We start from the raw sequence: 26,861 nt of genomic DNA on the forward strand, positions 1-26,861 counted from the left end.
GGGTGCAGCAGGTGCAGGAAGCGCTTGCTCGATGGGCAGGCGGAGGTACTCAACCGGCGTACGGGTCCGGCACCTTGCCCGGCCGGGCCAGGAACTCGAAGTCGCAGCCGGTGTCCGCCTGGGTGATCTGGTCGTTGTAGAGCGCGCCGTAGCCGCGCTCGTACCGTGCGGGCGGCGGTGTCCACTCCGCCCTGCGTCGCGCCAACTCCTCGTCGTCCACGTTGAGTTGGAGGGTGCGCGCCTCGACGTCCAGGGTGATGGTGTCCCCGGTCCGTACGAGCGCCAGTGGTCCGCCGACGTACGACTCGGGCGCGATGTGCAGCACGCACGCGCCGTAACTCGTCCCGCTCATCCGGGCGTCGGAGATACGGACCATGTCCCGGACGCCCTGCTTGAGGAGGTGGTCGGGGAGCGGGAGCATGCCGTACTCGGGCATGCCGGGGCCGCCCTTGGGGCCCGCGTTGCGCAGCACCAGCACGCTGTCGGCGGTGATGTCCAACTCCGGGTCGTTGATGGTGCGTTGCATGGTCCGGTAGTCGTCGAAGACGACCGCGGGGCCGGTGTGCTTGAGCAGGTGCGGTTCCGCGGCGATGTGCTTGATGACGGCGCCGTCCGGGCAGAGGTTGCCGCGCAGGACGGCGACTCCGCCTTCGCTTGCCACCGGGTTGTCGCGGGGTCGTATGACGTCGTCGTTGTGCACCCTCGCGCCTTCGAGCTGTTCGCGCAGGGTGTCGTGGGAGACGGTCGGGCGGTCGAGGTGGAGCAGGTCGGTGATCCGGGAGAGGAAGCCGGGCAGGCCGCCGGCGAAGTGGAAGTCCTCCATGAGGTACGTCCGTCCGCCCGGGCGTACGTTCGCCAGGACCGGGACCGTGCGGGCGATGCGGTCGAAGTCGTCGAGCGTGAGGCGGACGCCCGCGCGGCCGGCCATGGCGATCAGGTGGATCACGGCGTTGGTGGAGCCGCCGAGGCCGAGGACGGTGGTGACCGCGTCCTCGAAGGCGTCCTGAGTGAGGATCGACGAGAGACCACGTCCCTTGTGGACTTGTTCAACAATCCTCATGCCGGATTGCGCGGCCATCCGATCGTGCCCCGAGTCCACGGCGGGAATGCTCGACGCGCCCGGCACGGTCACACCCAGCGCCTCGGCGGCGGCCGTCAGCGTGGACGCCGTCCCCATGGTCATGCAGTGCCCGGGAGACCGCGCCAGGCCGCTCTCCAACTCCGTCAGCTCGCAGTCGCCGATGAGGCCGGCCCGCTTGTCGTCCCAGTACTTCCACATGTCGGTGCCGGAGCCAAGGATCTCGTTGCGCCAGTGGCCCGGCAGCATCGGCCCGGCGGGGACGAAGACGGTGGGCAGGTCGACGCTGGCGGCCCCCATGAGGAGCGCGGGGGTCGACTTGTCGCAGCCGCCCATCAGGACGGCGCCGTCGACGGGATACGACCGCAGCAGCTCCTCGGTCTCCATCGCGAGCATGTTGCGGTAGAGCATCGGGGTCGGCTTCTGGAAGGTCTCACTGAGTGTGGAGACCGGGAATTCGAGGGGGAAGCCGCCCGCCTGCCACACGCCCCGTTTGACCGCCTGGGCGCGGTCACGGAGGTGCACATGACAGGGATTGATGTCCGACCAGGTGTTGAGGATCGCGATGACGGGCTTGCCGAGGTGTTCCTCGGGGAGGTAGCCGAGCTGACGGGTGCGGGCCCGGTGACTGAAGGAGCGCAGCCCGTCGGTGCCGTACCACTGGTGGCTTCTGAGCTCTTCCGGTGCCTTCATATGGACCATCCGGCGGCTATCGCGGCGACCTCGGCGCGCTCGCTCTCGGGCAGGGCCTTGCTGGGGGGCCGTACGTCACGGCGGCACAGGCCGAGGGACGCAAGCGCTTCCTTCACGATCGTGACGTTGTTCGCGGAGCCGTTTGCGGCCCTTAGTTCCTCGAATCGGCGGATCTGTTCCCACACCTTCATCGCCCCGGGATAGTCCCCCGATCGAAGCGCTTCGATCATGTTCAGCGAGACGGACGGGGCGACGTTCACCAGTCCCGAGGTGAAGCCGGTGGCGCCCGCCGAGAAGTAGGAGGGGGCGTACGGTTCGGCAAGACCGGCCACCCACACGAAGCGTTCGAGGCCCGCGTCCCGGGCGAAGGCGGCGAAGCGGGCCGCGTCGGGGACGGCGTACTTGACGCCGATGACGTTCGGGCAGTCGTCGGCGAGTTCGGCGAGGCGGGCACCGAGGAGTTGGGCGTTGCGGATGTACGGGACGACACCCAGGTCGGGCACGGCCTCGGCGATCGCGCGGTGGTAGTCGACCCAGCCGCCCTGCGAGACGTAGGGGTGGACGGGCTGATGGACCATCACCATCTGGGCACCGTGGTCGCGGGCGTGCCGCGCGGAGGCAATGGCGGTGGGCACGTCGTGGCCTACGCCGACGAGGACGGCGGCGCGTGCGCCCACCTCGTCGAGGGTCAACTCCGTTACGAGCCGGCGTTCTTGAGGGGTGAGGGCGTAGAACTCGCCGGTGTTCCCGTTCGGCGTCAGGATGCCGATCCCGCCGTCGAGCAGGCGGCGCAGGAGAGTCCGGTGGGTGTCCTGGTCGACGGTGCCGTCGGCGGCGAACGGGGTCACCGGGATCGCCACCACGTCGGCCAGGGCGGCCCGTTGGGCCTCGAACGCCGCTGTCATGCCTGACCTTCCTCTCCCTGGGTTCCCGTCCCGGTGCCGGGCCCCTGTCCCAACTCGGTGCCGGGGAAGGCCCGTTGCACGAACGACGCGATGTGGGCGTGCAGTGCGGTCGCCGCGGCGTCCGCGTCGCCGTCGAGGGCGAGCCGCAGGATCTCGCGGTGTTCGCCGGCCTCCCGTTCCCAGGAGGGCGAGGCGGCCCAGGCGACGGCGGAGACCAGGGCGGCCTGGTCGCGGACCTCGTCGAGCATCCGGCCGAGCAGCGGGTTGCCGCACGGCAGGTACAGGGCGCGGTGGAACTCCCGGTTGGCGAGGGAGCGTTCGGCGGTGTCGCCGGCCTCGTCGGCGCGGGTCAGCGCCTCACGGGCGGCGTCCAGGGAGGCGCCCAGTCGTACGGCCCGCCGGAGCGCCTCGGGTTCGAGGAGCAGCCGGACGTCGTACACCTCGCGCGCCATGTCCGCGTCCACCATGCGCACCGTGACGCCCTTGTACTGGTTCATCACGACGAGTCCGGTGCCGGCCAGGGTCTTGAGCGCCTCGCGCACCGGGGTCTTGGACACCCCGAACTGTGCGGCGAGTTCGGTCTCGACCAGTGGCTGACCCGGCGTCAACTGCCCGGTGAGGATGCGGTGTTTGATCCCTTCCAGCACGAACTGCGTGCGGGACGGGATCGGCGTGGGCACAGAGGTCATGCGCGCCTCTCGGATCTCACATATCGCGTCTCATATATGACGTACGAAGTACGACGCGTTGAAGGTAGGAGCGGCCCTGTGTTTCGTCAATGCTTCTGACAGAAGAACTAGAAAGCGCTTCACACGGTCTTGATGCATCGTCGCGCTTCACATGGTCTTGGTGACGCCTTCGAGTGCGGCCGAGGTCCGGCCGGGGAAGATCGCGGCGGCGCGCTCCAGCGCCGCCTCCCTCGTGAGGGTGGGTCCCACGTGGGTGATGAGGAGTTCGCGCGCGCCCTTGGCGCAGGCGGCGGCGTCCTCGGGCGTGAGATGGAATTGCCGTTCGCCTTCGCGATGCCGGTCGATGTCGGCCTCGCAGAGGAACACGTCGGCGCCGCCCGCGAGTTCGGACAGCGCCTCGCAGGGTCCGCTGTCCCCGGAGTAGCCGAGGACACTCCCCTGGCACTCGGCGCGCAGCCCGTACGCCTCGCTGTCGTGGACGACGGCGCGTGCGGTGAGGCGCAGGTTCCAGTGCCGGACGGCGTGGCCGTCGTAGAGCGGGCGGAAGTCGAAAACGCCGCTCAGGAACCGCACGTCCGGCTGTCCGAAGAAGCCGGCGAGGCGGCGGGCGCAGTCCTGCGGGGCGTAGAGCGGGATCGGGGCGGCCGGGGTCATCCCGCCGAAGGCGAACGCGTAGGCGGCGGCGAGGAGATCGGCGCTGTGGTCGGCGTGCAGGTGCGAGATCCAGATCGCGGTGAGCCGCGCCGGGTCGGTGTGCCGCTGCAACTCCGCGAACGTTCCGGTGCCCGCGTCCACCCACACCTCGGCGCCGCCGCCGCGCAGCAGGTACCCGGAGCAGGGGCGGCCGGGACGTGGATGCGGGGAGGCGGTGCCGAGGATCGTGAGACTGAGAGGCATGTCGGGGAAGAGTACGGTTCCGGGGCCCGCGGCACTCACAGTTCGGGACCTTTCGCCACGCCCGGCCCACCGGGGGCGAGGATGCCGCGGTCAGTACCCTGACGCGGTGATGGCCAACACTCCCTTGTCCAGGGCGATGAGCGGCACCGTCGACACCCCGCTGCTGCCGCTGCCGGACCGGGTCGTCGAACTCCTGTCGGAGCTGGGCAGCCCGCCGCGGCTGGCGGCTCATCTGCGGGCCGTCCATGACGTCGCGCACCAGCTGGTCGACTGGGTGGAGCAGCGCTGCCCGGCCCTGTCCCTCGACCGCGAGGCGGTGCTCTTCGGGGCGGCGACACACGACATGGGCAAGACGGTGCACGTCTCCGAGCTCTCCGGGCCCGGGGCCGCGCACGAGGAGGCGGGACGGACCCTGCTGCTGGCCCACGGTGTCGCCCCGGAGCTGGCCCGCTTCGCCGCGACGCACGCCTCGTGGGCACGGCCGGATGTCGGGTTGGAGGACCTCCTGGTGAGCCTCGCCGACAAGGTGTGGAAGAACAAGCGGGTCCCCGAGCTGGAGGATCTCGTCGTGGCCCGGCTGGCCGGAGCGAGCGGCCGGGCGGTGTGGGAGGAGTTCATGGCGCTCGACGAGGTCCTCGCCCGCATCGGGGACGGGGCGGACGAACGGCTGGCGTTCCAGGCGTCGTTCCCGGTTCACGGCTGAGACGCCGGTCTACGGGTGTGGGTGCCGGTCCACGACTGAGGGTGCTGGGCCACGGCTGAAGGCGCCGGTCACGACTGAGTGTGCCGGTCCACGACTGAAGGCGCCGGGGCCACGGCTGAAGGCGCCGGGGCCACGGCTGAAGGCGCTGGTCCACAGCTGAAGGCGCTGGGCTACGGCTGAGGACTCCGGTCCACGGCTGAAGGCGCTGGGCTACGGCTTCCAGCCCGGGTCCCGTCCGCTGAGGCCGACCGCCCGGTCCAGGAGCGGTGCGTCCGCCGGTACCGGAACCACCGGTCCGAAGATGCCTCCGCCGCCGGTCGGGTCCTCGGCCGCCGCGAGCAGGAAGGTGTACGAGGCCTGGAGCGCGGTGGGGTCGGGGTCGTAGGGCTGGCCGGTGGCGCGGGCCAGGTCCCAGCCGTGGACGACCAGTTCGTCGGCCACGACGGCGGCGGCGATCTCGCCGGGGAGGTCGATGCCGCCCGCGCGGGTCATGCCGGTCCAGGCCGCCGGGTCGCGCCAGGCCTCGGCGAGTCCGTCGAGGATCTTGGGGAACTCCTCGCGCCAGCCGGGCCCGATGTCGGATGCGGCGCTGTCCGGTGCGGTGTCCGTCAGGACGCCCAGGTCCTTGCGCGCGGCGTCGCGGAAGGCCACGGACAGGCCGAGCAGGTGTCCCAGCATGTTGCGCACGGCGGTGCCGGGGCACGGGGTCACATCTCTGAGCTGCTCGTCGGTGACGCCCTCCACGAGCCGGGCGACGACACGGGTCTGCGGGCCGAGGTCGAAGATGCTGTCGGACATGCGCTTCCCTTCCGGAGATCGGTCTCACTCAGGAGGTAGACCGACGGCGGTCCGGGAACTCATCGCCCGGCCCCGGATCAGTTCCCACGCGGACGGCCCCTGGCGCAGACACCACAGCGCGATCACCGGGTCGCAGATCGCGCAGCCGAGTGAGGAGTCGTGGGCGAACGGGACGATCGGGTGCCCCTTGAGGTGGTGCACGGTGTCCCACCCGGTGTACAGCAGCCAGCCGACGCCGATCCAGGTCCACGATTCCAGGCCGCGGTAGGCGACGTACGTGGCGACCGCGGTGAACGCGAACTCCCAGCCGCCCAGGCCGCCTCCGCCGAGATACGCGGCGCCCGCGCCGGCGACCGTCACGGCGTTGAGGCGCCGCCGGTGCGCCTCGGGGACGAGGGACATGACCAGCACGTAGAGGAGGCCGATGACGATCGGCATGAGGTAGCGCATGCGGCGACGCCAGAACCGTCCCGCGCGACGCCCCAGGGGTATTGCCGACAGCTTGCGACGGATTCCCGCCCGCGCCGCGCGACGCGTTTCTAGGGCACCTGCCCGATGCCGCACCCTCCGCCTTAGACCCACGATGACCAGGCATGACGAAGAACTGGACGGTTACTCGCATCCTCCGGGACCGCAACGCGGGGCTGTACTTCACGGGGCTGGTGGTGTCCGCCTTCGGCACGTCCGCGCTGGGGCTGGCGGCCGGCGTGTGGGTGAAGGACCTCAGCGGCTCGAACGGTCTGGCCGCGCTGTGTATGTTCGCGGTCTGGGCGCCGACCCTGTGCGGCCCGGCCCTCGGCACGATCGCCGACCGCGTCCGCCGCAAACCTCTGCTGATCCGCACGAACCTCGCCCTGGCCGCCCTCCTCCTCACCCTCTTCGCCGTCGACTCCCGCGCCGACCTGTGGCTCCTGTTCACGGTCCTGCTCGTCTACGGCACCCTCGTCGTCGTCCAGGACCCCGCCGAGTCGGCCCTTGTCGCCGCCGTGGTGGACCGGGATCTCCTCGGCGACTTCAACGGGCTGCGGATGACGGCCGTGGAGGGCATGAAGCTGGTCGCGCCGCTGACGGGCGCGGGTCTGTACGCCGCGTTCGGCGGGCCCTCGGTGGCCTGTCTTGACGCGGCGACGTTCGCGCTGGCGGCGGGCCTGTGGCTGTTCGTGCGCGCGCACGAGGAGCGGCCGCAGCGCCCCGCCGGCGACTGGCGGGCCCAAACCGCCGAGGGCGTCCGCGAGTTGTGGGCACGTCCCGGGCTGCGCCGACTGGTCGTGGCGGGCGGGACCATGATGTTCCTCGCCTCCCTCAGCAGTTCGACGAACTACGCGATCGTCGAGTCCCTGGGGCACGCGCCCGCCTACACGGGGGTGCTGTACGTCGCCCAGGGCATCGGCTCGGTCGCGGTCGGCCTGGTCTCCGGTCCCGCGCTACGACGGCTCGGCGAGCGCCGCTTCGGAGCCGCCGGGATCGCCCTCGCAGCGGTCGGGGTGGCCGCACGGGCGGTGCCGTCCGACCCGGCGGTCCTCACGGGCGGCACGGCGGTCGGCCTGGGGCTCCCCTGCGTACTGATCGCCGTGTTCACCGCGGTGCAGCGGGAGTTGCCGGGTCCGCTGCTGGGCCGGGCGACGGCCACCGCCAACACCCTGCTCTTCACCCCGAACGTGATCGGGTTGGCGGCGGGGGCGGCACTGGTCGAACTGGCGGACTTCCGGGTGGTGTTGATGACGGTCGGGCTGGCGTTGGTCTCGACGGGGATGTGGCTGGGGCTGGTCGGGACGGGTGGATTCTCGGCGCTGCTCGGGAGGGGGGCGGCGCCGGCGCTCTTCGCGAGGAGGGCGACCAGGGCGCTGTTCGGGAGAGGCGCGTCCCCGAGGCCGCCTGGAAAGCGAACGTCCCCGGCGCCGCCTGGCAGGCGCGCGGCCCTGGCTCTGTGCAGGAGGAGGGCGGCGCCGTTCACGAAAGGCGCGTCCCCGGCATCGCCCGCGAAGAACACACCTCCGGCGCCGCCCGCGAGCAGCGCGTCCCCGACGCCACCGACGAGCAGCGCGCCCCCGATCTCACCCGCAAGCGCCGCGTCCCCCGATCAGAGCCCGGCCAGCGCCGACCGCACCTCCGCCAAGTCCCCGTCCGACGCCAACCCCGCGTGATACAGCCGCAGTTCCGTCGCACCGAGGCCTCGTGCGCGTGTCGCGTCCGCCGCGAGTGCTCCCGGGCGGCCGCCCATTCCGGAGACCACCGTGAAGTTGGCCGCCAGCACCCGGCCGTCCGGGCCCTGTTCGGCGAACGGGGTCAGCAGGCCCGCGCCGCCCGTGCAGGGGACGACCACGCCGTCGGCCACGGAGAGGATGTGCCGGGGGTCCACGCCGGCGTTGGCTCCGCAGTGGTACGACTCCGGGTCCGCGTGCAGGAGGACCTGGAAGTCGGCGGGTGCGGCGGCCCGGACCGCGGTGACCGCGGTCTCCTGGAGTGTGCGGGCCCTGTCGTCGCGCCACGCGCGCGTGGCCGTCGCGTTGGCCTCGCCGAGGAGTTTCTCGACGCCTGCCCAGCCGCCGTCGGAGGGCGCCCCCTGCCACGCCGGTTCCAGCGCGGCCCGTACGACCGCCGCCAACTCCTCGGCGTCGAGCCCCTGTTCGCCGTAGCCCTCCCGACAGGTCGGGCAGAAGCACAGGGACATCAGGTACTGGCCCGCGTCCCCGAGGGGGATTCCGCCGGTCTTGTCGTGGGCGTGCAGATGGGCGAGGCCGTACCAGCCCAGGGACTCCAGTTCGGTGCCGTGCGCGCCGGGGCGTACGGCCGCCTCGGCGGCGAGGTCGACGAGGTACGCGCGCGTGGCGGGCTGGGCGATACAGGGTGCCCAGGGGTAGCGGTCGCCGTAGGCGTTGACCACCGAGGTGTCCGGATGTTCGGCGCCCAGCCGGGAGTTGTGGGCGAGTACGACCCAGGTGTGCACCTCCAGGCCCGCGTCCGCGAGGGCGGCGGCGGCCTCCCCGTAGGCATCGCCCGGCGCCCAGTCGCCGGCCGCGTACGGCCTCAACTCCCGCCCCTGCCAACGGGAGTCCGGCGGATACAGGACGGCGGCGTGCTCGGCGGTGACGACGCGGTGGCGCGGGTGACGGGGGGTCAGCGCGCGCGTGGAGTGGTACGCGGAGGCCAAGGTCGCCTGCTGGACTCCGAGTTCGGCGATCCTGCCGCCCGCCTCGGGGTCGCCGTTGACGTCCCAGGGATAGACGAACGCCGATGCCTTCACGCGTCCTCCTCGATCGACGTCCCGGTCAGCGTATCGATCAACGTGTGGCCGCGCTCGATGAGTTGGGCCAGCTGTTTGAGATGGTCCTCGGTCGGTTCCGTGAGCGGCGGACGGACCTCGCCGACGTCCAGACCGCGCATCCGCACGCCCGCCTTGACCAGCGAGACCGCGTAACCGCGTCCCTGGGCGCGCAGTTCGACGAACGGCCGGTAGAAGCCGTCCAGGAGGCGGTTCGCCGTGGTGTCGTCGCCGGTCGCGAGGGCCCGGTGGAAGGCGAGCGCGAGCTCGGGGACGAAGCAGAACACGGCGGACGAGTAGAGGGTGATTCCGATGCCCCGGTAGGCGAGTTGGGTCTGTTCGGCGGTGGGCAGACCGTTGAAGTACAGGAAGTCGCCGGGGACTTCGCTGCGCACGGTGCTCACGATCCGCTGCATCAGGTCGAGGTCGCCGAGGCCGTCCTTGAAGCCGATGATGCCGTCGGTGCGGGCGAGTTCGACGACCGTGGCCGGGGTGAACACGGCGTTGTCGCGCTGGTAGACGATGACGGGCAGCGCGGTCGACGCGGCCACCTCCCGGTAGTGCCGCAGCAGTCCCTCCTGCCCGGCGACGACCAGATACGGCGGCATGGCGAGCAGCCCGTCCGCCCCGGCGGCCTCCGCGAGCCGCGCGTACCGTACGGCGAGCGCGGTGCCGTAGCCCGCGCCGGCGACCACCGGCACCCGGCCCCCGGTCGCCTCCACGGCGGCGCGCACGCACGCCTCGAACTCCTCGGGCAGCAGCGCGTGGAACTCGCCGGTGCCGCAGCACGCGAACACGGCGGCGGCACCGGCCTCGACGCCCTGGCGGACATGTGCGCGGTACACGTCGAGGTCGACGGCGCCGTCGGGGCCGTACGCGGTGACGGGGAAGAAGAGCGGACCGCTGGGGATACTGAGCCGGTCGGCGAGAGGGGCTGGCGTCACGGGCTCTCCCTTGAAACAGGCGCGTGCGTTCTTCTGATCAACGTCTACATTTCTGAACAGCCCCACCCTAAGGATCTGCCTCAGGGCGGGTCAAGCAGGCAATTGAGCAAGAAGGAAGCGGATTTCCCAGGTCCACGCCACACTTGACGGGCAGGGTGAACGATCCTTAGCGTGTCTATGAATGTGAATGACGTTCACAGATAAAGCCGATGATCCTAGGAGACCGAGGATGCCCGCTCCCCGCACCGTTCTGCTCACCGGCGCCGCAGGCGGACTCGGCACCCTGATGCGGGACCTGCTCCCCTCCTACGGCTACGAACTGCGGCTGCTGGATCTGCGCCCGATCGACGGCGAGCCGGACGCGATCACCGCCGACCTCTCCGACCGGGCGGCGCTCCGCGAGGCCGTGCGGGGCGTCGACGCGATCATCCACCTCGCCGGCATCTCCCTGGAGGCCTCGTTCGACAAGATCCTCGCGTCGAACATCGAGGGCACGTACAACCTCTACGAGGCCGCCCGCGAGGAGGGTGTCGCCCGTATCGTCTTCGCCTCCTCCAACCACGCGGTGGGCTACACCCCGAGGCCGCAGGGCGACACACCTCTTGATTCAAGCGTGCTCATCCCGATCGACACCCCGCACCGCCCCGACACCTTCTACGGCCTGTCCAAGTCCTTCGGCGAGGACCTCGCGCAGCTCTACTGGGACAAGCACGGTCTGGAGACCGTCTCCGTGCGCATCGGCTCCTGCTTCCCGGAGCCCAGCAGTGTGCGCATGCTGTCGATCTGGATGAGCCCCGCCGACGGCGCCCGCCTCTTCCACGCGGCCCTGACCGCCGAGGACGTACGGCACACGGTCGTCTACGGCTCCTCCGCCAACACCCGCCTGTGGTGGGACCTGTCGACCGCGCGGGCACTGGGTTACGAGCCGCGGGACGACTCCGAGCCGTACGCCGAGAAGCTGATCGCCGAGCAGGGCGAGCTCCAGCCGGATGTCGAGGCGCACGCCTACCTCGGCGGCCACTTCGTGAACGACCCGCCGATCTGGCCGTACTGACACGGGCCGTACATCCGGTCGTACTGACGGGAAAAGCACCTTCGCGGCGGCGGGCGGGCACCGAACGGGCCCGCCCGCCGGCGTGTTCGGGCGCGGACGCTGCCCGATCTCACGCCCCGGCGGACAGCGGCGCAGGTCCGCGACGGGCACGGCGCGCGGTAAACGGTCGCATACGGGCAGCATCGGGCGTGCAACAGGCCTGGTCAGTGCCGCGCACCCGCTGTAGAACTTCCCCCAAGGGTCCCACCAGGCCCGAACGGGCAGTACTCCAGGTGAGCGGGAAGGCGGTGTCGGCCATGGGGACGAGTTCGGCGGAAGAACGTCAGCGCGAGATCGTACGAGCCGCGCGCCGCACCGGCTCGGTCGACGTCACCGCGCTCGCCGCCGAGCTGGGCGTGGCCAAGGAGACCGTACGGCGGGATCTGCGCGCCCTGGAGGACCACGGGCTGGTCCGCAGGACCCATGGCGGGGCCTACCCCGTGGAGAGCGCCGGTTTCGAGACGACGCTCGCCTTCCGCGCCACCAGCCATGTCCCGGAGAAGCGCCGGATCGCGGTCGCCGCGGCCGAGCTGCTCGGGGACGCCGAGACGGTCTTCGTCGACGAGGGCTTCACCCCCCAGCTCATCGCCGAGGCGCTGCCCAGGGACCGGCCGCTGACCGTGGTCACCGCGTCCCTGCCGGTCGCGGGCGTGCTCGCCGAGTCCGAGAACACCTCGGTGCTGCTGCTCGGCGGCCGGGTCCGGCACGGCACCCTGGCCACCGTCGACCACTGGACGACGAAGATGCTCGCCGGCTTCGTCCTCGACCTCGCCTTCATCGGCGCCAACGGCATCTCCCGCGAACACGGCCTGACCACGCCCGACCCCGCCGTCAGCGAGGTCAAGGCTCAGGCCATCCGCGCCGCCCGGCGCACCGTGTTCGCCGGTGTGCACACCAAGTTCGGAGCGGTCAGCTTCTGCAGGTTCGCCGAGATCGGCGCCCTGGAGACGATCGTCACGAGCACGCTGCTCCCGTCGGCCGAAGCCCACCGGTACTCACTTCTGGGGCCACAGGTCATCCGCGTCTAGCACGCCGTTTGAAATTCCAACCGAGTCTCCACGTAGGGCACGGCCACGCCCGGCCGGCGCCTTTTTCTCCCCATATGTGCAGGAGCGATCCATGCGAACCCAGAGCCGACGACGGCCGCCGCGAGCCACGCTCGCCCTGGCCGCCGTAGGGACGCTGCTCGCCCCGCTGCTCTCCGGCTGCTGGGTCGGAGCGGGCGGCGCCGGATCAGGCGGCAACTCGATCAACGTCCTGATGGTCAACAACCCCCAGATGGTCGAACTCCAGAAACTGGCCCCGCACTTCACGAAGGAGACCGGCATCAAGGTCAACTTCACGGTGCTGCCCGAGAACGACGTCCGCGACAAGATCAGCCAGGACTTCGCCAACCAGGCCGGCCAGTACGACGTGGCGACCCTCTCCAACTACGAGATCCCGATCTACGCCCGCAACGGCTGGCTGCACGAGATGGACTCGTACGTCGCGAAGGACCCCGCCTACGACGAGCAGGACATCCTCAAGCCGATGCGGGAGTCCCTGACCGCGGACGACGGCAAGCTCTACGGGCAGCCGTTCTACGGCGAGTCGTCCTTCCTGATGTACCGCAAGGACGTGCTCGCCGCGAAGGGCCTCACGATGCCCGCGCACCCGACCTGGACCCAGGTGGCCGACATAGCCGCCGAGGTCGACGGCGCGAAGTCGGGCATGAAGGGCATCTGCCTGCGCGGGCTGCCCGGCTGGGGCGAGCTGATGGCGCCCCTGACCACCGTCGTGAACACCTTCGGCGGCAGCTGGTTCACCAAGGACTGGAAGGCACAGCTCGACTCCCCCGCGTTCGAGCAGGCGACGAAGTTCTATGTCGACCTCGTCCGCAAGCACGGCGAGTCCGGCGCGGCCCAGTCCGGGTTCGCCGAGTGCCTCAACAACATCACCCAGGGCAAGGTCGCCATGTGGTACGACGCCACCTCGGCGGCGGGCTCGCTGGAGGCCAAGGGCTCCCCGGTGAAGGGCAAGATCGGCTACGTCCCCGCGCCCGTCGAGAAGACCGACTCCTCCGGCTGGCTCTACACCTGGGCCTGGGGCATCCAGAAGGCCTCCCACAACTCCGACAAGGCCTGGAAGTTCGTGTCCTGGGCGTCCAGCAAGGAGTACGAGCAGCTGGTCGGCGAGACGGACGGCTGGGCCAACGTGCCGGCCGGGAAGCGCGCCTCGACGTACACGAACCCCGAGTACGTGAAGGAGGCCGCCGCCTTCCAGGAGCAGACGAAGGAGGCCATCGAGGGCGCCAAGCCCAATGACCCCGGCGTACAGCCGCGGCCCGCGCCCGGCATCCAGTTCGTCGACATCCCCGAGTTCACCGACCTCGGTACGAAGGTCTCCCAGGAGATCAGTTCGGCCATCGCCGGACGCCAGTCCGTCGACTCGGCCCTGAAGAAGTCCCAGAAGCTCGCCGAGAAGATCTCCAAGGAGTACGAGGGACGATGACCGCCACGACCACGGCCCCTCTGGCCACCAGCCCCACCCGTACCGCGCGGCAGCCCTCGGACCGACTGCGCGCCTGGGCCACCCGTGCCCCGCTGCTCCCCGCCCTGGTCTTCATGATCGTCGTGACCCAGCTCCCCTTCGTGGCCACGCTGGTGATCTCGTTCTTCGACTGGAACGCGCTCTATCCGAAGGCCCGGCACTTCACCGGTTTCGACAACTACCAGCAGGTCCTCAGCGACGCCGACCTGCGCCACTCGGTGTGGACGACCGTCCTGCTCACCGTCGCGGTGGTGCTGGCCAGCCTGGTCTTCGGCCTGCTGCTCGCCCTGCTCCTGGACCGCAAGTTCCGCGGCCGGGGCTTCGTCCGCACCCTGCTGATCGCCCCGTTCCTGGTGGTGCCGGTGGCCGCGGCCCTGCTCTGGAAGCATGTGCTCTACAACCCCGAATACGGCCTGCTCAACGGTCTGTTGCACTATGTGGGCGGACCGCAGCCGGACTGGATCTCCAACACCCCGCTGCTCGCCGTAGAGGCGTCTCTCGTGTGGCAGTGGACGCCGTTCATGATGCTGATCCTGCTGGCCGGGCTGCAGAGCCGCGACCACCAGCAGATCGAGGCCGCGAAGGTGGACGGCGCGAGCGACTGGCAGGTCTTCCGCTATCTGACGCTGCCGCATCTGCGCCGCTATCTCGAACTCGGCGCCCTGCTGGGCTCGATCTACATCGTCCAGAACTTCGACGCGGTCTTCACGATCACGTCCGGCGGCCTGGGCACGGCCAACCTGCCGTACACCGTCTACCAGAGCTTCTACCAGGCCCACGAGAACGGTCTCGCCTCGGCGGCCGGCGTCCTGGTCGTCATCGGCTCGATCATCATCGCGACCTTCGCCCTGCGGGTCGTGTCGTCCCTGTTCCGAGAGGAGGCGTCGCACGCATGAGCAGCATCGCCGTACGCGCGCGTGCCCGCCGCAAAGGCTCGGGCCTCGGCCTGGTGGCCTGGCTCCTGGGCATCGTGTTCTTCCTGCCCATCGCCTGGATGGCGCTGACGTCCTTCCACTCGGAGAGCGACGCTGCGACCAATCCGCCGTCCTTCGGGGCCGCCCTCACCCTGGACGGCTACCGGGAGTTCTTCGGTACCGGCGGCGGCGCGAGCCCCTGGCCCGCGCTGGTCAACTCCCTTGTGGCGTCCGTGACTTCGACGCTCCTCGTACTGCTGCTGGCGTTCCCGGCGGCCTACGCGCTGTCGATCCGCCCGGTGAAGAAGTGGACCGACGTCCTGTTCTTCTTCCTGTCCACGAAGATGCTCCCGGTGGTGGCGGGCCTGCTGCCGATCTACCTGTTCGCGAAGAACGCCGGGATGCTGGACAACATCTGGCTCCTGGTCATCCTCTACACCTCCATGAACCTGCCGATCGCGGTGTGGATGATGCAGTCCTTCCTAGCCGAGGTCCCGGTCGCCGTCATCGAGGCGGCGCAGATCGACGGCGCCCGGCTGCCGACCATCCTCGCGCGCGTGGTGGCCCCGATCGCCCTCCCCGGCATCGCGGCAACAGCCCTGATCTGCTTCATCTTCAGCTGGAACGAGCTGCTGTTCGCCCGGGTCCTCACGGGTGTCGTCGCCGAGACCGCGCCCGTGTTCCTGACCGGCTTCATCACCAGCCAGGGCCTGTTCCTGGCGAAGGTGTGCGCCGCGTCGCTCGTCATCTCCCTGCCGGTGCTCGCCGCGGGGTTCGCCGCCCAGGACAAGCTGGTCCAGGGCCTCTCCCTGGGAGCCGTCAAATGAAGGCCGCCGTCATCGAGTCCGTGGGCCGCGCCGTCGTCACCGAGGTCCCGGACCCGACGCCGGGTCCCCGCGAGGTCGTCGTCGAGGTCGCCGCGTGCGGCCTCTGCGGCACCGATCTGCACATCCTCCAGGGCGAGTTCGCGCCCAAGCTGCCGATCGTGCCGGGCCACGAGTTCGCCGGCGAGATCGTCGCGGTCGGCACCCAGGTCACCGAGGTCTCGGTCGGCGACCAGGTGGCCGTGGATCCGTCGCTGTACTGCTTCGAGTGCCGGCAGTGCCGCAACGGCCACAACAACCTCTGCGAACGCTGGGCCGCGATCGGCGTCACCACCGCCGGCGGCGCGGCCCAGTTCGCGGTGGCCCCGGTGGCGAACTGCGTGAAACTGCCGGAGCACGTCCGCACCGAGGACGCGGCCCTGATCGAACCGCTCTCCTGCGCGGTGCGCGGCTACGACGTCCTCCAGTCCCGGCTCGGCGCCCATGTCCTGATCTACGGCTCCGGGACCATGGGCCTGATGATGCTCGAGCTGGCCAAGCGCACCGGCGCGGCGAGCGTCGACGTCGTGGACCTGAACCCGGCCCGCCTGGAGACGGCCCGCACGCTCGGTGTCTCCGGGTCGGCGGCGAACGCGGACGAGTTGGAGAGGCCGCAGGGCTGGGACCTCGTGATCGACGCGACCGGCAACGCGGCGGCGATCCAGGACGGCCTGGACCGGGTGGCGAAGGCGGGCACGTTCCTGCAGTTCGGGGTGGCCGACTACGCGACCCGGGTGTCGATCGACCCGTACCGCATCTACAACCAGGAGATCACCATCACCGGCTCCATGGCCGTGCTGCACAGCTTCGAGCGCGCGGCGGAGCTGTTCGCGAACGGGGTCCTCGACCCCGGGATCTTCATCAGCGACCGGATGGAGCTGGAGCGGTATCCGGAGGCGCTGGCCCAGTTCGCGGCCGGAGTGGGGCGGAAGATCGTGGTGATCCCCTAGGGATCGACGGGATTCGGGCCGGTAATGCCAAAGCTTGGCCAATTGGTCACTTGGTAAGGGAACGGCAAAATGGTCTCGGTCGTTCACGAGGCATGACAGCTATGACCCCTGGCTCGAACATCCCTCTTCCGGTCTCCCGGGTGGCGGTCGATGTCTCCGCCCCCGTGCGGCTCGACGTGTCGAGCCTGCTGCTCACCGGCGACGGCAAGGTGCGCTCGGACGACGACTTCATCTTCTACAACCAGCCGAACGGCCCGGGTGTGACGTACCGCTCCGGCGGCGGTACGTCCCCGGACGCGATCACCGTCGACACGGCCGCGGTGCCGCCCGGGATCGAGAAGATCGTCGTCACGGCGAGCCCCGACGCCGCCGGGCAGACCTTCCAGGGCATCGAGCCCACGGCGACGATCCGCAACGCGGCCGACGGCTCGGTGCTGGCCACGTTCACGCCCCCGCAGCTCGGCGCCGAGACGGCACTCGTGGTCGTGGAGATCTATCTCCGCAACGGCGTCTGGAAGGCCCGCGCGGTCGGCCAGGGCTACGCGAACGGCCTGGCGGGCATCGCCACGGACTTCGGCGTCTCGGTGGAGGAACCGGCCCCGGCGCCGGCGGCTCCGCCCGCCCCGATGGCTCCGCCCGCCCCCGCGACAGAGGTCCCCATGGCGCCTCCGGCGCCCGCCGCTCCCCCGGCCCCGCCCGCCGCGCCCCCGCTCGGCGCCGGCAAGATCAACCTGGACAAGGGCCGCGTCAGCCTCCAGAAGAACCAGACGGTGTCCCTGGTCAAGGGCGGCCGCGCGCTGCTCTCCCAGGTCAAGATGGGCCTCGGCTGGGAGCCCGCGTACCGCGGCAAGGACATCGACCTGGACGCCTCGGTCATCGCCTACGGCCCGCAGCGCAACCACGTCGACAGCTGCTACTTCGGCAAGCTGTCCATCCTCAACGGCGCGATCAAGCACTCCGGGGACAACCTCACCGGCGAGGGCGGCGGTGACGACGAGGTGATCGTGGTCGACCTCGGCCGCATCCCCCAGGAGGTCACCGGCCTGGTCTTCACGGTCAACTCCTTCTCCGGCCAGAAGTTCACCGAGGTCGCCAAGGCCTACTGCCGCCTCCTGGACGCCGCGACCGGCGAGGAACTGGTCCGCTTCGACCTCACCAACGCCGAGGCCCAGACCGGCGTCATGATGGCGAAGCTCGTCAAGCAGTTCTCCGGCGAATGGGACATGACCGCGATGGGCGACTTCGTGAAGTCCCGCACGGTGCGCGGCATGGTGAAGCCGGCGGCCCAGGCACTGTAACCACCAGGGACACAGTCCTACGACCGCTGCGGGCGCCCCTGATCGAGGGGCGCCCGGCGTTCATTCCCCCTGGGCGGCGGGCCGCAGGCCGTCCGTCAGCAGGGACAGATAGCGGCGGATGTGCTTCCCCTGGCCGTTCGCCAGCTCCGAGGCCGTGGACACCCCGTGGGCCAGTCGCAGGACCTCGATCGGCTCGATGTCCTTGCGCAGAGTGCCCTCCTGCTGCGCCGCCTCGACCAGTCGCTGTGCCGCGCTCTTCATGTGCGTGCCGCAGACCGTGAGCGTGACATTGGTGCCGTCCGAGACGGCCGAGCCCAACAGGGCCTTCATTCCCCGCACCTGGATCGTGCCGACGCACACCTCGTACAGCCACTCGGCCAGTGCCTCGCCCGGCGGCAGTTCCTTCGCGAGCTCGTCGGCGCGGGTCCCGAGCGCCTCGATCCGGTCGACGTAGGCCGCCTCCAGCAGCGCCTGCCGGGTCGGGAAGTGCCGGTAGAGCGTGCCGGAGCCGACACCTGCGCGCTTGGCGATGTCGTCGAGCGACGCGTTCTCCCCGTGCTCGGCGAACGCCTCGGCCGCCACCTTCAGCAGGCGCTCGTAGTTGCGCCGAGCGTCCGCGCGCATGGGCCTGACCTGCGTCATCCAGATACTCCTTGCGAACCGGGGACTCTCTCCGTATCTTACCGAGTACTAAACGGAGACAGTCCCCGCTTACCTCGGCGGGCAGTCCGCGCTGCCCGCACGCCTCTCAGCCGGGGACGCCAGACCGGGAGAACTCCATGTCCACCCCGTCCGCACCGTCCACCACCGCCCATGCTCTCTCCGCGCCACCCGGGCCCGCCAGGCTCGGCATCGTCCTCTTCGTCGTCGTCACCGCCTACCTGATGGTCGGCGTCGACGCCACCGTCGTCAACGTCGCGCTGCCCGACATCCAGAAGGACCTCGGCTTCAGCCCCACCGGCCTGTCCTGGGTCCTCAACGCCTACACCCTCGCCTTCGGCGGACTGCTCCTGCTCGGCGGCCGGGTCGGCGACATCGTCGGCCGCCGCCGGACGCTCACGATCGGCGTGCTGCTCTTCGCCTCGTCCTCGCTGCTCGGCGGACTGGCCACCGACAGCGCCTGGTTGCTCGCGGCCCGCGCGCTCCAGGGCCTGGGCGCCGCGCTCATCGCGCCCAACACCCTCGCCCTGATCACCACCAACTTCCCGGAGGGGCCGCGCCGTCACCACGCGCTGGGCATCTACACGTCCATGGCCGGCATCGGCGCCTCGATCGGCCTGGTCATCGGCGGCATGCTCACCTCCTGGGCGTCCTGGCGCTGGTCCCTCCTGATCAACGTGCCGATCGGCGCGGCCGTGGCCCTCGCCCTCCCCCGCTTCGTGGGCGAAACCCCGCGCCACGCGGGCCGGTTCGACGCGGCGGGCGCACTCACGGGCACCGCCGGGATGACCTCGCTGGTGTACGCGTTCATCCGGGTCTCCTCGGACGGCTGGGGCGACCTCCAGGCCCGGTTGGGCTTCAGCGCGGCGGCGGCCCTGCTCGTGGGCTTCACCCTGGTCGAGTCCCGCGCCGACCAACCCATCATGCCGCTACGGCTGTTCGCGAGCCGCAACCGCGCGGGCGGCTACGCGGGCGTCCTGCTGCTGCCGGCGGGCATGTTCGGCGCGTTCTACTTCCTCACCCTGATCTGCCAACGCGTCCTGGACTACAGCCCGTTGCGCGCGGGCTTCGCATTCCTGCCGATGACCCTGGCGATGTTCACGGTCGTCCGCTTCGTGCCGCGCCTGCTCGCCCGTCTCGGCGCGAAACCGGTCCTCCTCACCGGCATGACCCTGCTCGTCGCCTCGGCGGGCTGGCTCTCACAACTCAGCTCCGGCGACGGCTACTTGACCGGGCTGTTCGGCCCGCTCGTCCTGATGGGCGTGGGCGTCGGCCTCAGCTTCATGCCGCTCAACGCGACGATCCTCGCGGGCGTCGAACCCTGGGAGGCAGGTTCGGCGGCGGGTCTGCTCCAGACCCTCCAGTGGCTCGGCGGCACCCTCGGACTGTCCGTCCTGGTCACCGTCTTCGGCACGGCGACCCGGCACGCGACCGGATCGCCGTCCGACATCCTCGTCCACGGCTCGGCCCGCGCGTTCGCCGTCGGCGCGCTGATCGCCCTGACCGCACTGCTGGTGTCGGCGTTCGTGATCACCGGCAGGAAGAAGACCGAGCCGGCCGTCTAGAACAGCGCGCTGTACGCGTTCAGCGCGGGCTGTCCGCCGAGGTGGGCGTAGAGCACGGTGGAGTCGGCGGCGATCTCGCCGCGCGCGACGAGGTCGATCATCCCGGCCATCGACTTGCCCTCGTACACGGGGTCGGTGACCATCCCCTCGGTGCGGGCGGCGAGGCGCATCGCCTCCAGGGTGGTCTCGTCCGGGATGCCGTAGATGCCCGCGTGGTAGCGGTCGTCGAGCTCGACGTCCTCGACGGTCAACTCCCGCTTGACCCCGATCAGTTGGCCGGTGCCGTGCGCGATGCGGGCCACCTGTTCGCGGGTCTCGGCGGGCTTGGCCGAGGCGTCGATGCCGAGCACGCGCCGCTCACGCCCGCCCGCCTCCTCCAGCGCCCGGAACCCGGCGACCATGCCCGCCTGGGTGGAGCCGGTCACCGAGCACACCACCACGGTGTCGAAGAAGACGCCCAACTCCCGCTCCTGCTCGGCGACTTCGTGGGCCCAGTTGGCGAAACCGAGGCCGCCGAGCGGGTGGTCGGAGGCGCCGGCCGGGATGGCGTACGGCTTGCCGCCGCTCTCCTCGACCTCGCGCAGCGCCTGCTCCCAGCTCTCCTTGAAGCCGATGCCGAACCCGGCCTTCACCAGGCGTACGTCCGCTCCGGCGAGCCGGCTGATCAGGATGTTGCCGACCTTGTCGTAGACGGAGTCGGGCCACTCCACCCAACTCTCCTGGATCAGCACGCACTTGAGCCCGGCGCGGGCGGCACAGGCGGCGACCTGACGGGTGTGGTTGGACTGCACACCGCCGATCGACACGAGGGTGTCGCAGCCCTTCGCGAGGGCGTCCGCGACGAGGTACTCCAGCTTGCGCGTCTTGTTGCCGCCGTACGCCACACCGGAGTTGCAGTCCTCCCGCTTGGCCCACAGGGCGGCGCCGCCGAGGTGGGCGGTGAGCCGCTCCAGCGGGTGGACGGGCGAGGGGCCGAAGAGGAGGGGGTAACGGTCGTACGAGGAAAGGGACATGGGGTTCTCCCGGGTCAGTCGGTGTCGGCGAGGCTTTCGAGACCCCGCCAGATCTCGGCCGTCACGCGGACCGCGTCGTCCACGTCACCGTCGGAGCAGGCCTCGATGAGCCGCTCGTGCAGTCCTGCCGAACGGCAGTTGCCGCCCTCGCCGAAGCGCCGTCGCTCCAGCCGACGGATGAGGGGGGTGTAGCGGGCGACGGTGGCCGCGGCCGCGCGGTTGCCGCTCACCCGGACCAGGACGTCGTGCAGTTCATCGTCGGCGCGCAGCGCCGCGTCCACGTCCCCGGCGCGCACGGCGGCGGCGAACCGGTCGTTGGCCGCGCGCATCACATCGACGTCCGTGTCCTGCAAGAGGGGTACGGCGATCCGCGTCACCAACTCGTGCAGGGCGCCGACGACGGCCGCCGCGTCCCGTACGTCGGCGGCCACCACCGGGGTCACCCGGGTGTAGCTCTGCGGCTTGCTCTCCAGGAGCCCGTCGTCCACGAGCCGCGAGAACGCCTCCCGCACCGGCGCCCGCGACAGCCCGAGCCGCTCGGCCAGCTCGGCGTCCCGCACCACCGCGCCGGGTTCGATCTCCCCGGCGACGATGGCGTCACGGATCGCTTCGTAGGCGCGGTCACGGAGGAGGGTGCGCGGGACGGGCCGTAGGGCGTTCATGAACTGAAATGTTAGATGTCAATCTCCCTTCGGACAAGGGTGTGGCCCGCACCCGTGCGTGGGTGCGGGCCAGGTGCCGGGATTCAGGCAGCCCAGGGCCAGTCCGCGTCCCGGGCCGCCTCCAGCAGCGGCACCATCCGGAAGGCCGCGTCCGAGAGGCCGCCGAAGGTGTGCCGGTTGGCGGTGCCGGACGGGCCGTGGCCCGCCCGGTACCCGGCGAGGTTCCAGGTGTAGACCGGCACGTGGGCCGGGACCTGCTCGGTCGGGTCGCCGTAGTGGCTGTACTCGGCCTGCTCGTCGGTGATGATCAGCACCCGGTCCTGGCCCCGGTAGTGCGAGCGGACCGCCGAGGTCGTGTCGGTGCCGCCCAGGTCGCCGAAGCGGCCCAGGACCTTGAGCACCGACTCGCCAGCGGCGAAGTCCAGGCGCCTGCTCGTGGTGCCGAACTCGACGAGGTCCGCGTCCGCCGCCCGCAACGCGAGCGCCGTGCCGAAGACCGCCGCCGCGTCGGCCCGGTTGAGCTCGGAGCGGTCGGACAGCCGGGAGTAGAACATCGAGCCCGAGCGGTCCACGAGCACCAGCGTGCGGCCCGGCAGCGCGGGCACATTGGCCAGCGAGTGGCCGAGCGCCCGCTCCAGCGGGTACGCCCAGCGCAGCGAGGGCGCGTGCTGGTACGCGGCGAGGTACCGGAAGGGGAACTGCCGCGAGCGCGCGACCTCCGCCGGGTCGCTGATCTTCGCCGCGACCCGGGCCGCGACCTCGTCGGAGACTCCGGCCTCGTCGAAGTTCCGGAGATTCCGGACGAGCGCCATCGAACCCATGGACGGGATGACCGCCTCCCAGGCCGCCTTGTCCATCGGGCCCTGGAGCCAGCCGGCCAGCGCCTCCCAGGTCATCCCGGCCGCCGCGAGCCGCGCCGCTCCGTCCGGCGCCGTGACGACCGCGCGCCGCTCGGCGACCGGCAGCGCCATCAACTCGCGGTGCGCGGTGAGGACTTGGTTCGACGCGGGCGGTACGGCGGTGTCCGGGTGGTGCCGGCGGTCCAGGGCGTACTGGAACAGCTCGCCCTGCCACGCCTTGTCCGGGTCCGGCGCCGCGTGCACCAGGTTGAGGATGTCGCCGAAGCGGTAGCCCTTGGACGCGGTGTCGTACTTCAGCAGCGACTTGCCGTTGTAGAGCCGCTGTACGGCGTCGGCGACACCGCGCTTGACGGGCTTCGGGACGGCACGGCCGTAGCGCGCGGTCCAGTACGCGAGGAGCTCGCCGGGCTCGTCCGGGCGCCGGAGCACGGAGTCGACGACCTGTCGGTTCGAGGGGCCGTCGGTGGCACCCGCGTCGAGGCGGGCCTTCACGTACTCGGCGGCGCCCACGATCGAGGCCGTACGGAGGTTCCCCTCTCCGCGGAGCCAGCCGAGGAGGCCGGCCGTCCAGGCCGGGTCGGTGACGGCGAGCTCGCGCACGAGGGTCGCGAAGCGGTCGTCGCGGTCGGCGCCGGACTCGTAGAAGGTCTGCTGGGAGACGAAGTTGGTGACGGCGAGCAGAAAGAGCTCGGAGCGCGCGTCCCGCTCACGGCCTCGGCCGCCCTGGTAGGTGCGGAGTACTCGGCCCGTCGAGGTCACTCGCGACGTGGGCTGCGCCTTCGCCGTCTTGTTGTTGAATCGCGACATGATGAATTCCCCCCGAATTCATTGGTGTTCCGGAGGGAGGAGCGGCAAAGGGAGAGCGCCCGAGGTCGAAGTCGGCTGCGGTGCTTATAAACTGGCGCGTCTTCCGTTCCGCCACATCGACCTGAGTCGATGACGGGATTCGAACCCGCATGAGGGATTCACCCCCACCAGTTCCCGAAGTATCCGCTGCCTGCGCACCGGGCACCCACCAAATGCCGCGCCTCCCGAGATCAAATCGGCGGCGGCATGGGATTCTTTGGAAGAAGTAGCCGCGGCCCGCGCACCGGGAGGTGCATGAAGTTGTGGTGTCCAGAGTTCAAGGCCGGCGGAACCGACGTAGGTGCTCTAACCCCTGAGCTACACCGGCGCGTTGTACCGGTGGCGGGACTCGAACCCGCGGCCGCCCCATTATCAGTGGAAGTAGGTCCTGCCTTCGCACCTGGACGTTCTTCACTCTAGGAGGCGGCTGCGAGTCGGGCGAACGAATTAACTACTTCTTCTGGCGCTTCCAGGGGCCCGTGATGGCGAGCATGATGCCGGGCGTCTGGATGTTGGCGTAAAGCGTCTTGCCGTCGGGCGAGAAGGTCACGCCGGTGAACTCGCTGTATTCCGGCTTCTCCGCGGTGCCGATGTTGAGTTCGTTGCGGGCGATCGGGTAGGTGCGGCCGCTCTCGGTCGCGCCGAACAGGTGCTGTACGCCCTCGCCGTCCTCGGCGATGACGAGGCCGCCGTAGGGGGAGACGGTGATGTTGTCGGGGCCGTCGAACGCGCCGTCCACGGAGGGGTCGGGGTTGACGCCGAGCAGCACCTTCAGCGTCAGGGTGCGACGCTTGGGGTCGTAGAACCAGACGGCGCCGTCGTGCTGGACGGGGCTCTCCGTGCGGGCGAAGGAGGAGACGATGTAGGTGCCGCCGTCGCCCCACCACATGCCTTCGAGCTTGCGGGCGCGGGTGATCTCGCCGGCCGCGAACTGCTTGCGGACGGAGGTCGTCTTCGCGTCGCGGTCGGGAACGGTCACCCAGTCGACGCCGTAGACCGTGCCGATCTTCGTGGCGCGGGAGAGGTCGTCGACGAACTTGCCGCCGGAGTCGAAGCACTTGAAGGCTTCGAGGACGCCCGCGTCGTCGGCGAGGGTGCGGAGCTTGCCGCGGCCGTGGTGGAAGTGCTCGGGCGGGGTCCAGCGGTAGAGGAGGCCGTTGGGGTTCGACGCGTCCTCGGTCAGGTACAGGTGGCCGCGCTTGGGGTCGACGACGACGGCCTCGTGGGCGTAGCGGCCGAGTGCCTTGATCGGCTTGGGGTTCTTGTTGGCGCGGCGGTCCACCGGGTCGACCTCGAAGACGTAGCCGTGGTCCTTGGTGAAGCCGTTGGTGCCGGCCTTGTCCTCGGTCTCCTCGCAGGTGAGCCAGGTGTCCCAAGGGGTGTTGCCGCCCGCGCAGTTGGTCGCGGTGCCGGCGATGCCGACCCACTCGGCGACGTGGTCGCGGCGGACCTCGACGACCGTGCAGCCGCCGGCCGCGGCGGGGTCGTAGACGAGGCCCTCGGTCAGCGGGACGGGGTGGGGCCAGTTGGCGCGGGGGCCGGCCAGCTCGTGGTTGTTGACGAGGAGGGTGGCGCCGCGCGGGCCGTCGAAGGTGGACGTGCCGTCGTGGTTGGAGGGGGTGAACTCGCCCGACTCCAGCTTGGTCTTGCCGCTGTAGGTGATGACGCGGTACTTGAAGCCGGCGGGGAGGGCGAGGAGGCCGTCCGGGTCGGCGACCAGCGGGCCGTAGCCGACGCCGGCATGGCCGTGGCCGTAGCCGGTCGCCGACTCCTCGGCCGCGGTCTCGGTGTCGGTGGCGGCGAGGGCGTTCGGGGCGGTGGCGAGGGCGCCGACGCTGCCCGCCAGGGCGACCCCGGCACCGGTGATCGCGGATTTCGCGGCGAAGTCTCTGCGGGTGAGCGACATGGTGTGTCTCATGTGACGGTGGGTGTGCCGTGGAGGGTGGCGGACCTCGGTCGGCGCCACGCTTCCGCCCATGTCTGAACACGAGTTGAACACCGGTCGACTTCGCCGGGCTCTCTTCCATGAATCCGTATGCAATCGGCCATCGATCTCTATGTGATCGGCCATGGATTCGTCTGCGATCAGCCAGGAAGTCGTATGCCGTCACCCATGGGACTCAAAAGCCACCGGTGCCGCATCGGCTCAACTCCCTTGCTGGGAGCGCGCCTTGAAGGCCGCCTTGCGGGCTTCCTTCGCGATCCGCTTGTCGGGGTGCAGCCGGCCCATCGCCTCCAGGACGTCGGCGGTCGCGGGGTGGTCGACCCGCCAGGCCGCCGCGAAGAACCCGTTGTGCTGCTGGGCCAGACCCTCGACCAGGGCCTGCAGCTCCTCGGAGTTGCCCTCGGCGGCCAGTTGCGCGGCGACCGTGTCGACGGTCAGCCAGAAGACCAGGTCCTCGGAGGGCGCGGGGACGTCGCTCGCGCCGCGTTCGCTCAGCCAGACCCGGGCGAGGCCGCCGAGTTCGGGGTCGTCGAGCACCTCGCGCAGTGCGGGCTCGGCCTCCTGGCCGACGAGGGAGAGGGCTTGTTGGCAGAGCAGGCGGCGCAGTGGCGCCCCGCTGTCGGCGCCGCGGGCCGCCGCCAGCAACTCCCGTGCGGCGGCGAGGGGTTGACGGCCCGCCAGCCACTGTTCGGTCTCGGCCCGCGCGGCCTTCTGCGGGAAGGTGGACGTACCGTCGAGGAGCGCGTCCGCGCCCTTGTCGGCGAGGTCTCCGACGGCGGGCGCCACGAAGCCGGCCTCCTGGAGGCGGGCCCGCAGGCCGTAGAGGCCGAGCGGGGTGAGCCGCACCATGCCGTAGCGGGTGACATCGGTCTCGTCGACGGCGGGCGGGGTTCCGTCGGCCGCTTCGTCGAAGTCGGCCATCAGGGCCTCGTCCACGGGCTGGTACTCGACGATCCCGACCGGTGCGAGCAGCCGGAACTGGTCGTCGAGGCGCATCATCGCGTCGGAGACCTGTTCCAGTACGTCGTTGGTGGGCTCCCCCATGTCGCTGGGCACGATCATCGAGGCGGCCAGCGCGGGCAGCGGAATGGGGCCGTCGCCGGGGCCCTCCTCGTTGACGGTGAGGAGATAGAGGTTGCCGAGGACGCCGTCGAGGAACTCTGCCTCCGCCTCGGGGTCCCAGTCGAGTGACGAGAAATCGACCTCGCCGCCCTCGCCGACGGCGTCGACAAGACCGTCCAGATCGGGCACGCTCGCGTCCGCGAGGAGGGTCTCGAGGGCGCCGAGCCAGACCGCGAGGACGTCGTGCGGCGAGCCGGAGGTGAGCAGCGCCAGCTCCTCGCCGGCCGCCACGGTGCCCTCCTCCTCGTCGACGATCTCGACCAGCCCGGTGTCGACCGCGACCCGCCAGGCCTCGCTGGCGTCGGCCGCCGCGTCGTCGCCGGTCAGCCCGAGCAGCTCGGCTGCGGCGGGCAGTTGCTCGTCGACAAGGCCGCCACCGGCCTCGACGCGGGTGTCGGGGCCGGCCCAGCGGGCGAGCCGGGCCGCACGGGCCAGCAGGGGTGTGGACAGCGCGTCACGCGCCAGCTCCGCTTCGGAGTGCAGCCGCACCGGCGGCAGGGGGGAGCTGTCTGACATCGGGGGGTTCTCCTAGGGCGCCTCGAAGGCCGTACGACGGCCGCACACGACACACG

At 70.7% G+C, this 26,861-nt stretch carries 23 protein-coding genes and 1 pseudogene; 10 read left to right on the forward strand and 14 right to left on the reverse strand.

Going from position 1 to position 26,861, the window contains the following annotated elements:
• Window positions 1-49 precede the first annotated feature (49 nt).
• The 4 genes from araD to SSP08S_RS10295 form a co-directional block, all read right to left on the reverse strand.
• On the reverse strand, window positions 50-1,780 hold the full coding sequence (araD, locus tag SSP08S_RS10280; RefSeq protein ID WP_026178361.1) for an L-arabinonate dehydratase: 1,731 nt from the start codon (window positions 1,778-1,780) through the stop codon (window positions 50-52).
• Window positions 1,768-2,676 carry a dihydrodipicolinate synthase family protein gene (locus SSP08S_RS10285; RefSeq protein WP_019067501.1) on the reverse strand — a complete coding sequence of 303 codons (909 nt, stop codon included), beginning with the start codon at window positions 2,674-2,676 and terminating at the stop codon, window positions 1,768-1,770. Before SSP08S_RS10285 ends, araD begins: the two co-directional genes overlap by 13 nt.
• Entirely contained in the window at window positions 2,673-3,365 is a 693-nt protein-coding gene (locus tag SSP08S_RS10290) for a GntR family transcriptional regulator (protein ID WP_019067502.1), read from the reverse strand. Before SSP08S_RS10290 ends, SSP08S_RS10285 begins: the two co-directional genes overlap by 4 nt.
• A 147-nt stretch (window positions 3,366-3,512) precedes the next feature.
• Window positions 3,513-4,262 (reverse strand): MBL fold metallo-hydrolase, encoded by a 750-nt coding sequence (locus SSP08S_RS10295; protein WP_026178362.1) that lies wholly within the window; start codon window positions 4,260-4,262, stop codon window positions 3,513-3,515.
• A gap of 109 nt (window positions 4,263-4,371) precedes the next feature.
• On the opposite strand from SSP08S_RS10295, the gene SSP08S_RS10300 reads away from it, so the two are divergent.
• Window positions 4,372-4,965, forward strand: a complete 594-nt coding sequence (locus SSP08S_RS10300; protein ID WP_019067504.1) for an HD domain-containing protein — start codon at window positions 4,372-4,374, stop codon at window positions 4,963-4,965.
• 210 nt (window positions 4,966-5,175) lie between these two features.
• Here SSP08S_RS10300 and SSP08S_RS10305 read toward each other — a convergent pair whose 3' ends face one another.
• Both SSP08S_RS10305 and SSP08S_RS10310 read right to left on the reverse strand, forming a co-directional pair.
• On the reverse strand, window positions 5,176-5,763 hold the full coding sequence (locus SSP08S_RS10305; protein WP_019067505.1) for a TIGR03086 family metal-binding protein: 588 nt from the start codon (window positions 5,761-5,763) through the stop codon (window positions 5,176-5,178).
• A 24-nt stretch (window positions 5,764-5,787) separates the two neighbouring features.
• On the reverse strand, window positions 5,788-6,213 hold the full coding sequence (locus tag SSP08S_RS10310; protein WP_019067506.1) for a DUF6010 family protein: 426 nt from the start codon (window positions 6,211-6,213) through the stop codon (window positions 5,788-5,790).
• A gap of 143 nt (window positions 6,214-6,356) precedes the next feature.
• On the opposite strand from SSP08S_RS10310, the pseudogene SSP08S_RS55145 reads away from it, so the two are divergent.
• A pseudogene (locus SSP08S_RS55145) lies at window positions 6,357-7,511 on the forward strand (MFS transporter); the annotation flags it as partial.
• A gap of 332 nt (window positions 7,512-7,843) precedes the next feature.
• On the opposite strand, the gene SSP08S_RS10320 reads toward SSP08S_RS55145, so the two are convergent.
• Both SSP08S_RS10320 and SSP08S_RS10325 read right to left on the reverse strand, forming a co-directional pair.
• Window positions 7,844-9,007 (reverse strand): hypothetical protein, encoded by a 1,164-nt coding sequence (locus SSP08S_RS10320; RefSeq protein ID WP_019067508.1) that lies wholly within the window; start codon window positions 9,005-9,007, stop codon window positions 7,844-7,846.
• Window positions 9,004-9,969, reverse strand: a complete 966-nt coding sequence (locus tag SSP08S_RS10325; protein WP_019067509.1) for a 5-dehydro-4-deoxyglucarate dehydratase — start codon at window positions 9,967-9,969, stop codon at window positions 9,004-9,006. The genes SSP08S_RS10320 and SSP08S_RS10325 overlap by 4 nt, the downstream gene beginning before the upstream one ends.
• A 229-nt stretch (window positions 9,970-10,198) precedes the next feature.
• On the opposite strand from SSP08S_RS10325, the gene SSP08S_RS10330 reads away from it, so the two are divergent.
• The 7 genes from SSP08S_RS10330 to SSP08S_RS10360 all read left to right on the forward strand — a co-directional run bounded on the left by SSP08S_RS10330 (window position 10,199) and on the right by SSP08S_RS10360 (window position 17,616).
• Window positions 10,199-11,023, forward strand: a complete 825-nt coding sequence (locus tag SSP08S_RS10330; RefSeq protein ID WP_019067510.1) for an NAD-dependent epimerase/dehydratase family protein — start codon at window positions 10,199-10,201, stop codon at window positions 11,021-11,023.
• A 296-nt stretch (window positions 11,024-11,319) separates the two neighbouring features.
• A complete protein-coding gene (locus tag SSP08S_RS10335; protein WP_019067511.1) occupies window positions 11,320-12,090 on the forward strand; it encodes a DeoR/GlpR family DNA-binding transcription regulator in 771 nt (256 codons plus the stop codon).
• A 91-nt stretch (window positions 12,091-12,181) separates the two neighbouring features.
• Window positions 12,182-13,552 carry an ABC transporter substrate-binding protein gene (locus SSP08S_RS10340; RefSeq protein ID WP_019067512.1) on the forward strand — a complete coding sequence of 457 codons (1,371 nt, stop codon included), beginning with the start codon at window positions 12,182-12,184 and terminating at the stop codon, window positions 13,550-13,552.
• Window positions 13,549-14,487 (forward strand): carbohydrate ABC transporter permease, encoded by a 939-nt coding sequence (locus SSP08S_RS10345; RefSeq protein ID WP_019067513.1) that lies wholly within the window; start codon window positions 13,549-13,551, stop codon window positions 14,485-14,487. The genes SSP08S_RS10340 and SSP08S_RS10345 overlap by 4 nt, the downstream gene beginning before the upstream one ends.
• Window positions 14,484-15,332, forward strand: a complete 849-nt coding sequence (locus SSP08S_RS10350; protein WP_019067514.1) for a carbohydrate ABC transporter permease — start codon at window positions 14,484-14,486, stop codon at window positions 15,330-15,332. The genes SSP08S_RS10345 and SSP08S_RS10350 overlap by 4 nt, the downstream gene beginning before the upstream one ends.
• Window positions 15,329-16,318 (forward strand): zinc-dependent alcohol dehydrogenase family protein, encoded by a 990-nt coding sequence (locus tag SSP08S_RS10355; RefSeq protein ID WP_019067515.1) that lies wholly within the window; start codon window positions 15,329-15,331, stop codon window positions 16,316-16,318. Before SSP08S_RS10350 ends, SSP08S_RS10355 begins: the two co-directional genes overlap by 4 nt.
• A gap of 101 nt (window positions 16,319-16,419) precedes the next feature.
• Window positions 16,420-17,616: a TerD family protein gene (locus tag SSP08S_RS10360; RefSeq protein ID WP_019067516.1), complete on the forward strand. Its 1,197-nt coding sequence runs from the start codon at window positions 16,420-16,422 to the stop codon at window positions 17,614-17,616.
• 60 nt (window positions 17,617-17,676) lie between these two features.
• Here SSP08S_RS10360 and SSP08S_RS10365 read toward each other — a convergent pair whose 3' ends face one another.
• On the reverse strand, window positions 17,677-18,258 hold the full coding sequence (locus tag SSP08S_RS10365; protein WP_019067517.1) for a TetR/AcrR family transcriptional regulator: 582 nt from the start codon (window positions 18,256-18,258) through the stop codon (window positions 17,677-17,679).
• 137 nt (window positions 18,259-18,395) lie between these two features.
• On the opposite strand from SSP08S_RS10365, the gene SSP08S_RS10370 reads away from it, so the two are divergent.
• Window positions 18,396-19,841, forward strand: a complete 1,446-nt coding sequence (locus tag SSP08S_RS10370; protein WP_019067518.1) for an MFS transporter — start codon at window positions 18,396-18,398, stop codon at window positions 19,839-19,841.
• Here SSP08S_RS10370 and SSP08S_RS10375 read toward each other — a convergent pair.
• The 5 genes from SSP08S_RS10375 to SSP08S_RS10395 form a co-directional block, all read right to left on the reverse strand.
• Window positions 19,838-20,854, reverse strand: a complete 1,017-nt coding sequence (locus tag SSP08S_RS10375; RefSeq protein WP_019067519.1) for a 1-aminocyclopropane-1-carboxylate deaminase — start codon at window positions 20,852-20,854, stop codon at window positions 19,838-19,840. The two genes, SSP08S_RS10370 and SSP08S_RS10375, sit on opposite strands and share 4 nt — an antisense overlap.
• Before the next feature lie 14 nt (window positions 20,855-20,868).
• Complete coding sequence (locus SSP08S_RS64165) at window positions 20,869-21,516, reverse strand: GntR family transcriptional regulator (protein WP_019067520.1); 648 nt, start codon at window positions 21,514-21,516, stop codon at window positions 20,869-20,871.
• Window positions 21,517-21,599: 83 nt separating this feature from the next.
• Window positions 21,600-23,183 (reverse strand): TROVE domain-containing protein, encoded by a 1,584-nt coding sequence (locus SSP08S_RS10385; RefSeq protein WP_019067521.1) that lies wholly within the window; start codon window positions 23,181-23,183, stop codon window positions 21,600-21,602.
• A gap of 490 nt (window positions 23,184-23,673) precedes the next feature.
• Complete coding sequence (locus SSP08S_RS10390) at window positions 23,674-25,128, reverse strand: alkaline phosphatase PhoX (RefSeq protein ID WP_019067522.1); 1,455 nt, start codon at window positions 25,126-25,128, stop codon at window positions 23,674-23,676.
• A gap of 240 nt (window positions 25,129-25,368) precedes the next feature.
• A complete protein-coding gene (locus SSP08S_RS10395) occupies window positions 25,369-26,805 on the reverse strand; it encodes a hypothetical protein (RefSeq protein ID WP_019067523.1) in 1,437 nt (478 codons plus the stop codon).
• Window positions 26,806-26,861: the final 56 nt, after the last annotated feature.

Origin of the sequence: Streptomyces hokutonensis, from assembly GCF_000376565.1 — a bacterium.
GTDB lineage: Bacteria > Actinomycetota > Actinomycetes > Streptomycetales > Streptomycetaceae > Streptomyces > Streptomyces hokutonensis.

Bases quoted from the DNA above. Each gene is read 5' to 3' on its own strand.
- SSP08S_RS10390 (WP_019067522.1), bottom strand. From the start codon at position 25,128: ATGTCGCTCACCCGCAGAGACTTCGCCGCGAAATCCGCGATCACCGGT.
- SSP08S_RS10360 (WP_019067516.1), top strand. From the start codon at position 16,420: ATGACCCCTGGCTCGAACATCCCTCTTCCGGTCTCCCGGGTGGCGGTC.
- SSP08S_RS10345 (WP_019067513.1), top strand. From the start codon at position 13,549: ATGACCGCCACGACCACGGCCCCTCTGGCCACCAGCCCCACCCGTACC.
- SSP08S_RS64165 (WP_019067520.1), bottom strand. From the start codon at position 21,516: ATGAACGCCCTACGGCCCGTCCCGCGCACCCTCCTCCGTGACCGCGCC.
- araD (WP_026178361.1), bottom strand. From the start codon at position 1,780: ATGGTCCATATGAAGGCACCGGAAGAGCTCAGAAGCCACCAGTGGTAC.
- SSP08S_RS10395 (WP_019067523.1), bottom strand. From the start codon at position 26,805: ATGTCAGACAGCTCCCCCCTGCCGCCGGTGCGGCTGCACTCCGAAGCG.
- SSP08S_RS10365 (WP_019067517.1), bottom strand. From the start codon at position 18,258: ATGACGCAGGTCAGGCCCATGCGCGCGGACGCTCGGCGCAACTACGAG.
- SSP08S_RS10300 (WP_019067504.1), top strand. From the start codon at position 4,372: ATGGCCAACACTCCCTTGTCCAGGGCGATGAGCGGCACCGTCGACACC.
- SSP08S_RS10350 (WP_019067514.1), top strand. From the start codon at position 14,484: ATGAGCAGCATCGCCGTACGCGCGCGTGCCCGCCGCAAAGGCTCGGGC.
- SSP08S_RS10335 (WP_019067511.1), top strand. From the start codon at position 11,320: ATGGGGACGAGTTCGGCGGAAGAACGTCAGCGCGAGATCGTACGAGCC.
- SSP08S_RS10375 (WP_019067519.1), bottom strand. From the start codon at position 20,854: ATGTCCCTTTCCTCGTACGACCGTTACCCCCTCCTCTTCGGCCCCTCG.
- SSP08S_RS10385 (WP_019067521.1), bottom strand. From the start codon at position 23,183: ATGTCGCGATTCAACAACAAGACGGCGAAGGCGCAGCCCACGTCGCGA.
- SSP08S_RS10295 (WP_026178362.1), bottom strand. From the start codon at position 4,262: ATGCCTCTCAGTCTCACGATCCTCGGCACCGCCTCCCCGCATCCACGT.
- SSP08S_RS10290 (WP_019067502.1), bottom strand. From the start codon at position 3,365: ATGACCTCTGTGCCCACGCCGATCCCGTCCCGCACGCAGTTCGTGCTG.
- SSP08S_RS10285 (WP_019067501.1), bottom strand. From the start codon at position 2,676: ATGACAGCGGCGTTCGAGGCCCAACGGGCCGCCCTGGCCGACGTGGTG.
- SSP08S_RS10330 (WP_019067510.1), top strand. From the start codon at position 10,199: ATGCCCGCTCCCCGCACCGTTCTGCTCACCGGCGCCGCAGGCGGACTC.
- SSP08S_RS10305 (WP_019067505.1), bottom strand. From the start codon at position 5,763: ATGTCCGACAGCATCTTCGACCTCGGCCCGCAGACCCGTGTCGTCGCC.
- SSP08S_RS10340 (WP_019067512.1), top strand. From the start codon at position 12,182: ATGCGAACCCAGAGCCGACGACGGCCGCCGCGAGCCACGCTCGCCCTG.
- SSP08S_RS10355 (WP_019067515.1), top strand. From the start codon at position 15,329: ATGAAGGCCGCCGTCATCGAGTCCGTGGGCCGCGCCGTCGTCACCGAG.
- SSP08S_RS10310 (WP_019067506.1), bottom strand. From the start codon at position 6,213: ATGCGCTACCTCATGCCGATCGTCATCGGCCTCCTCTACGTGCTGGTC.
- SSP08S_RS10370 (WP_019067518.1), top strand. From the start codon at position 18,396: ATGTCCACCCCGTCCGCACCGTCCACCACCGCCCATGCTCTCTCCGCG.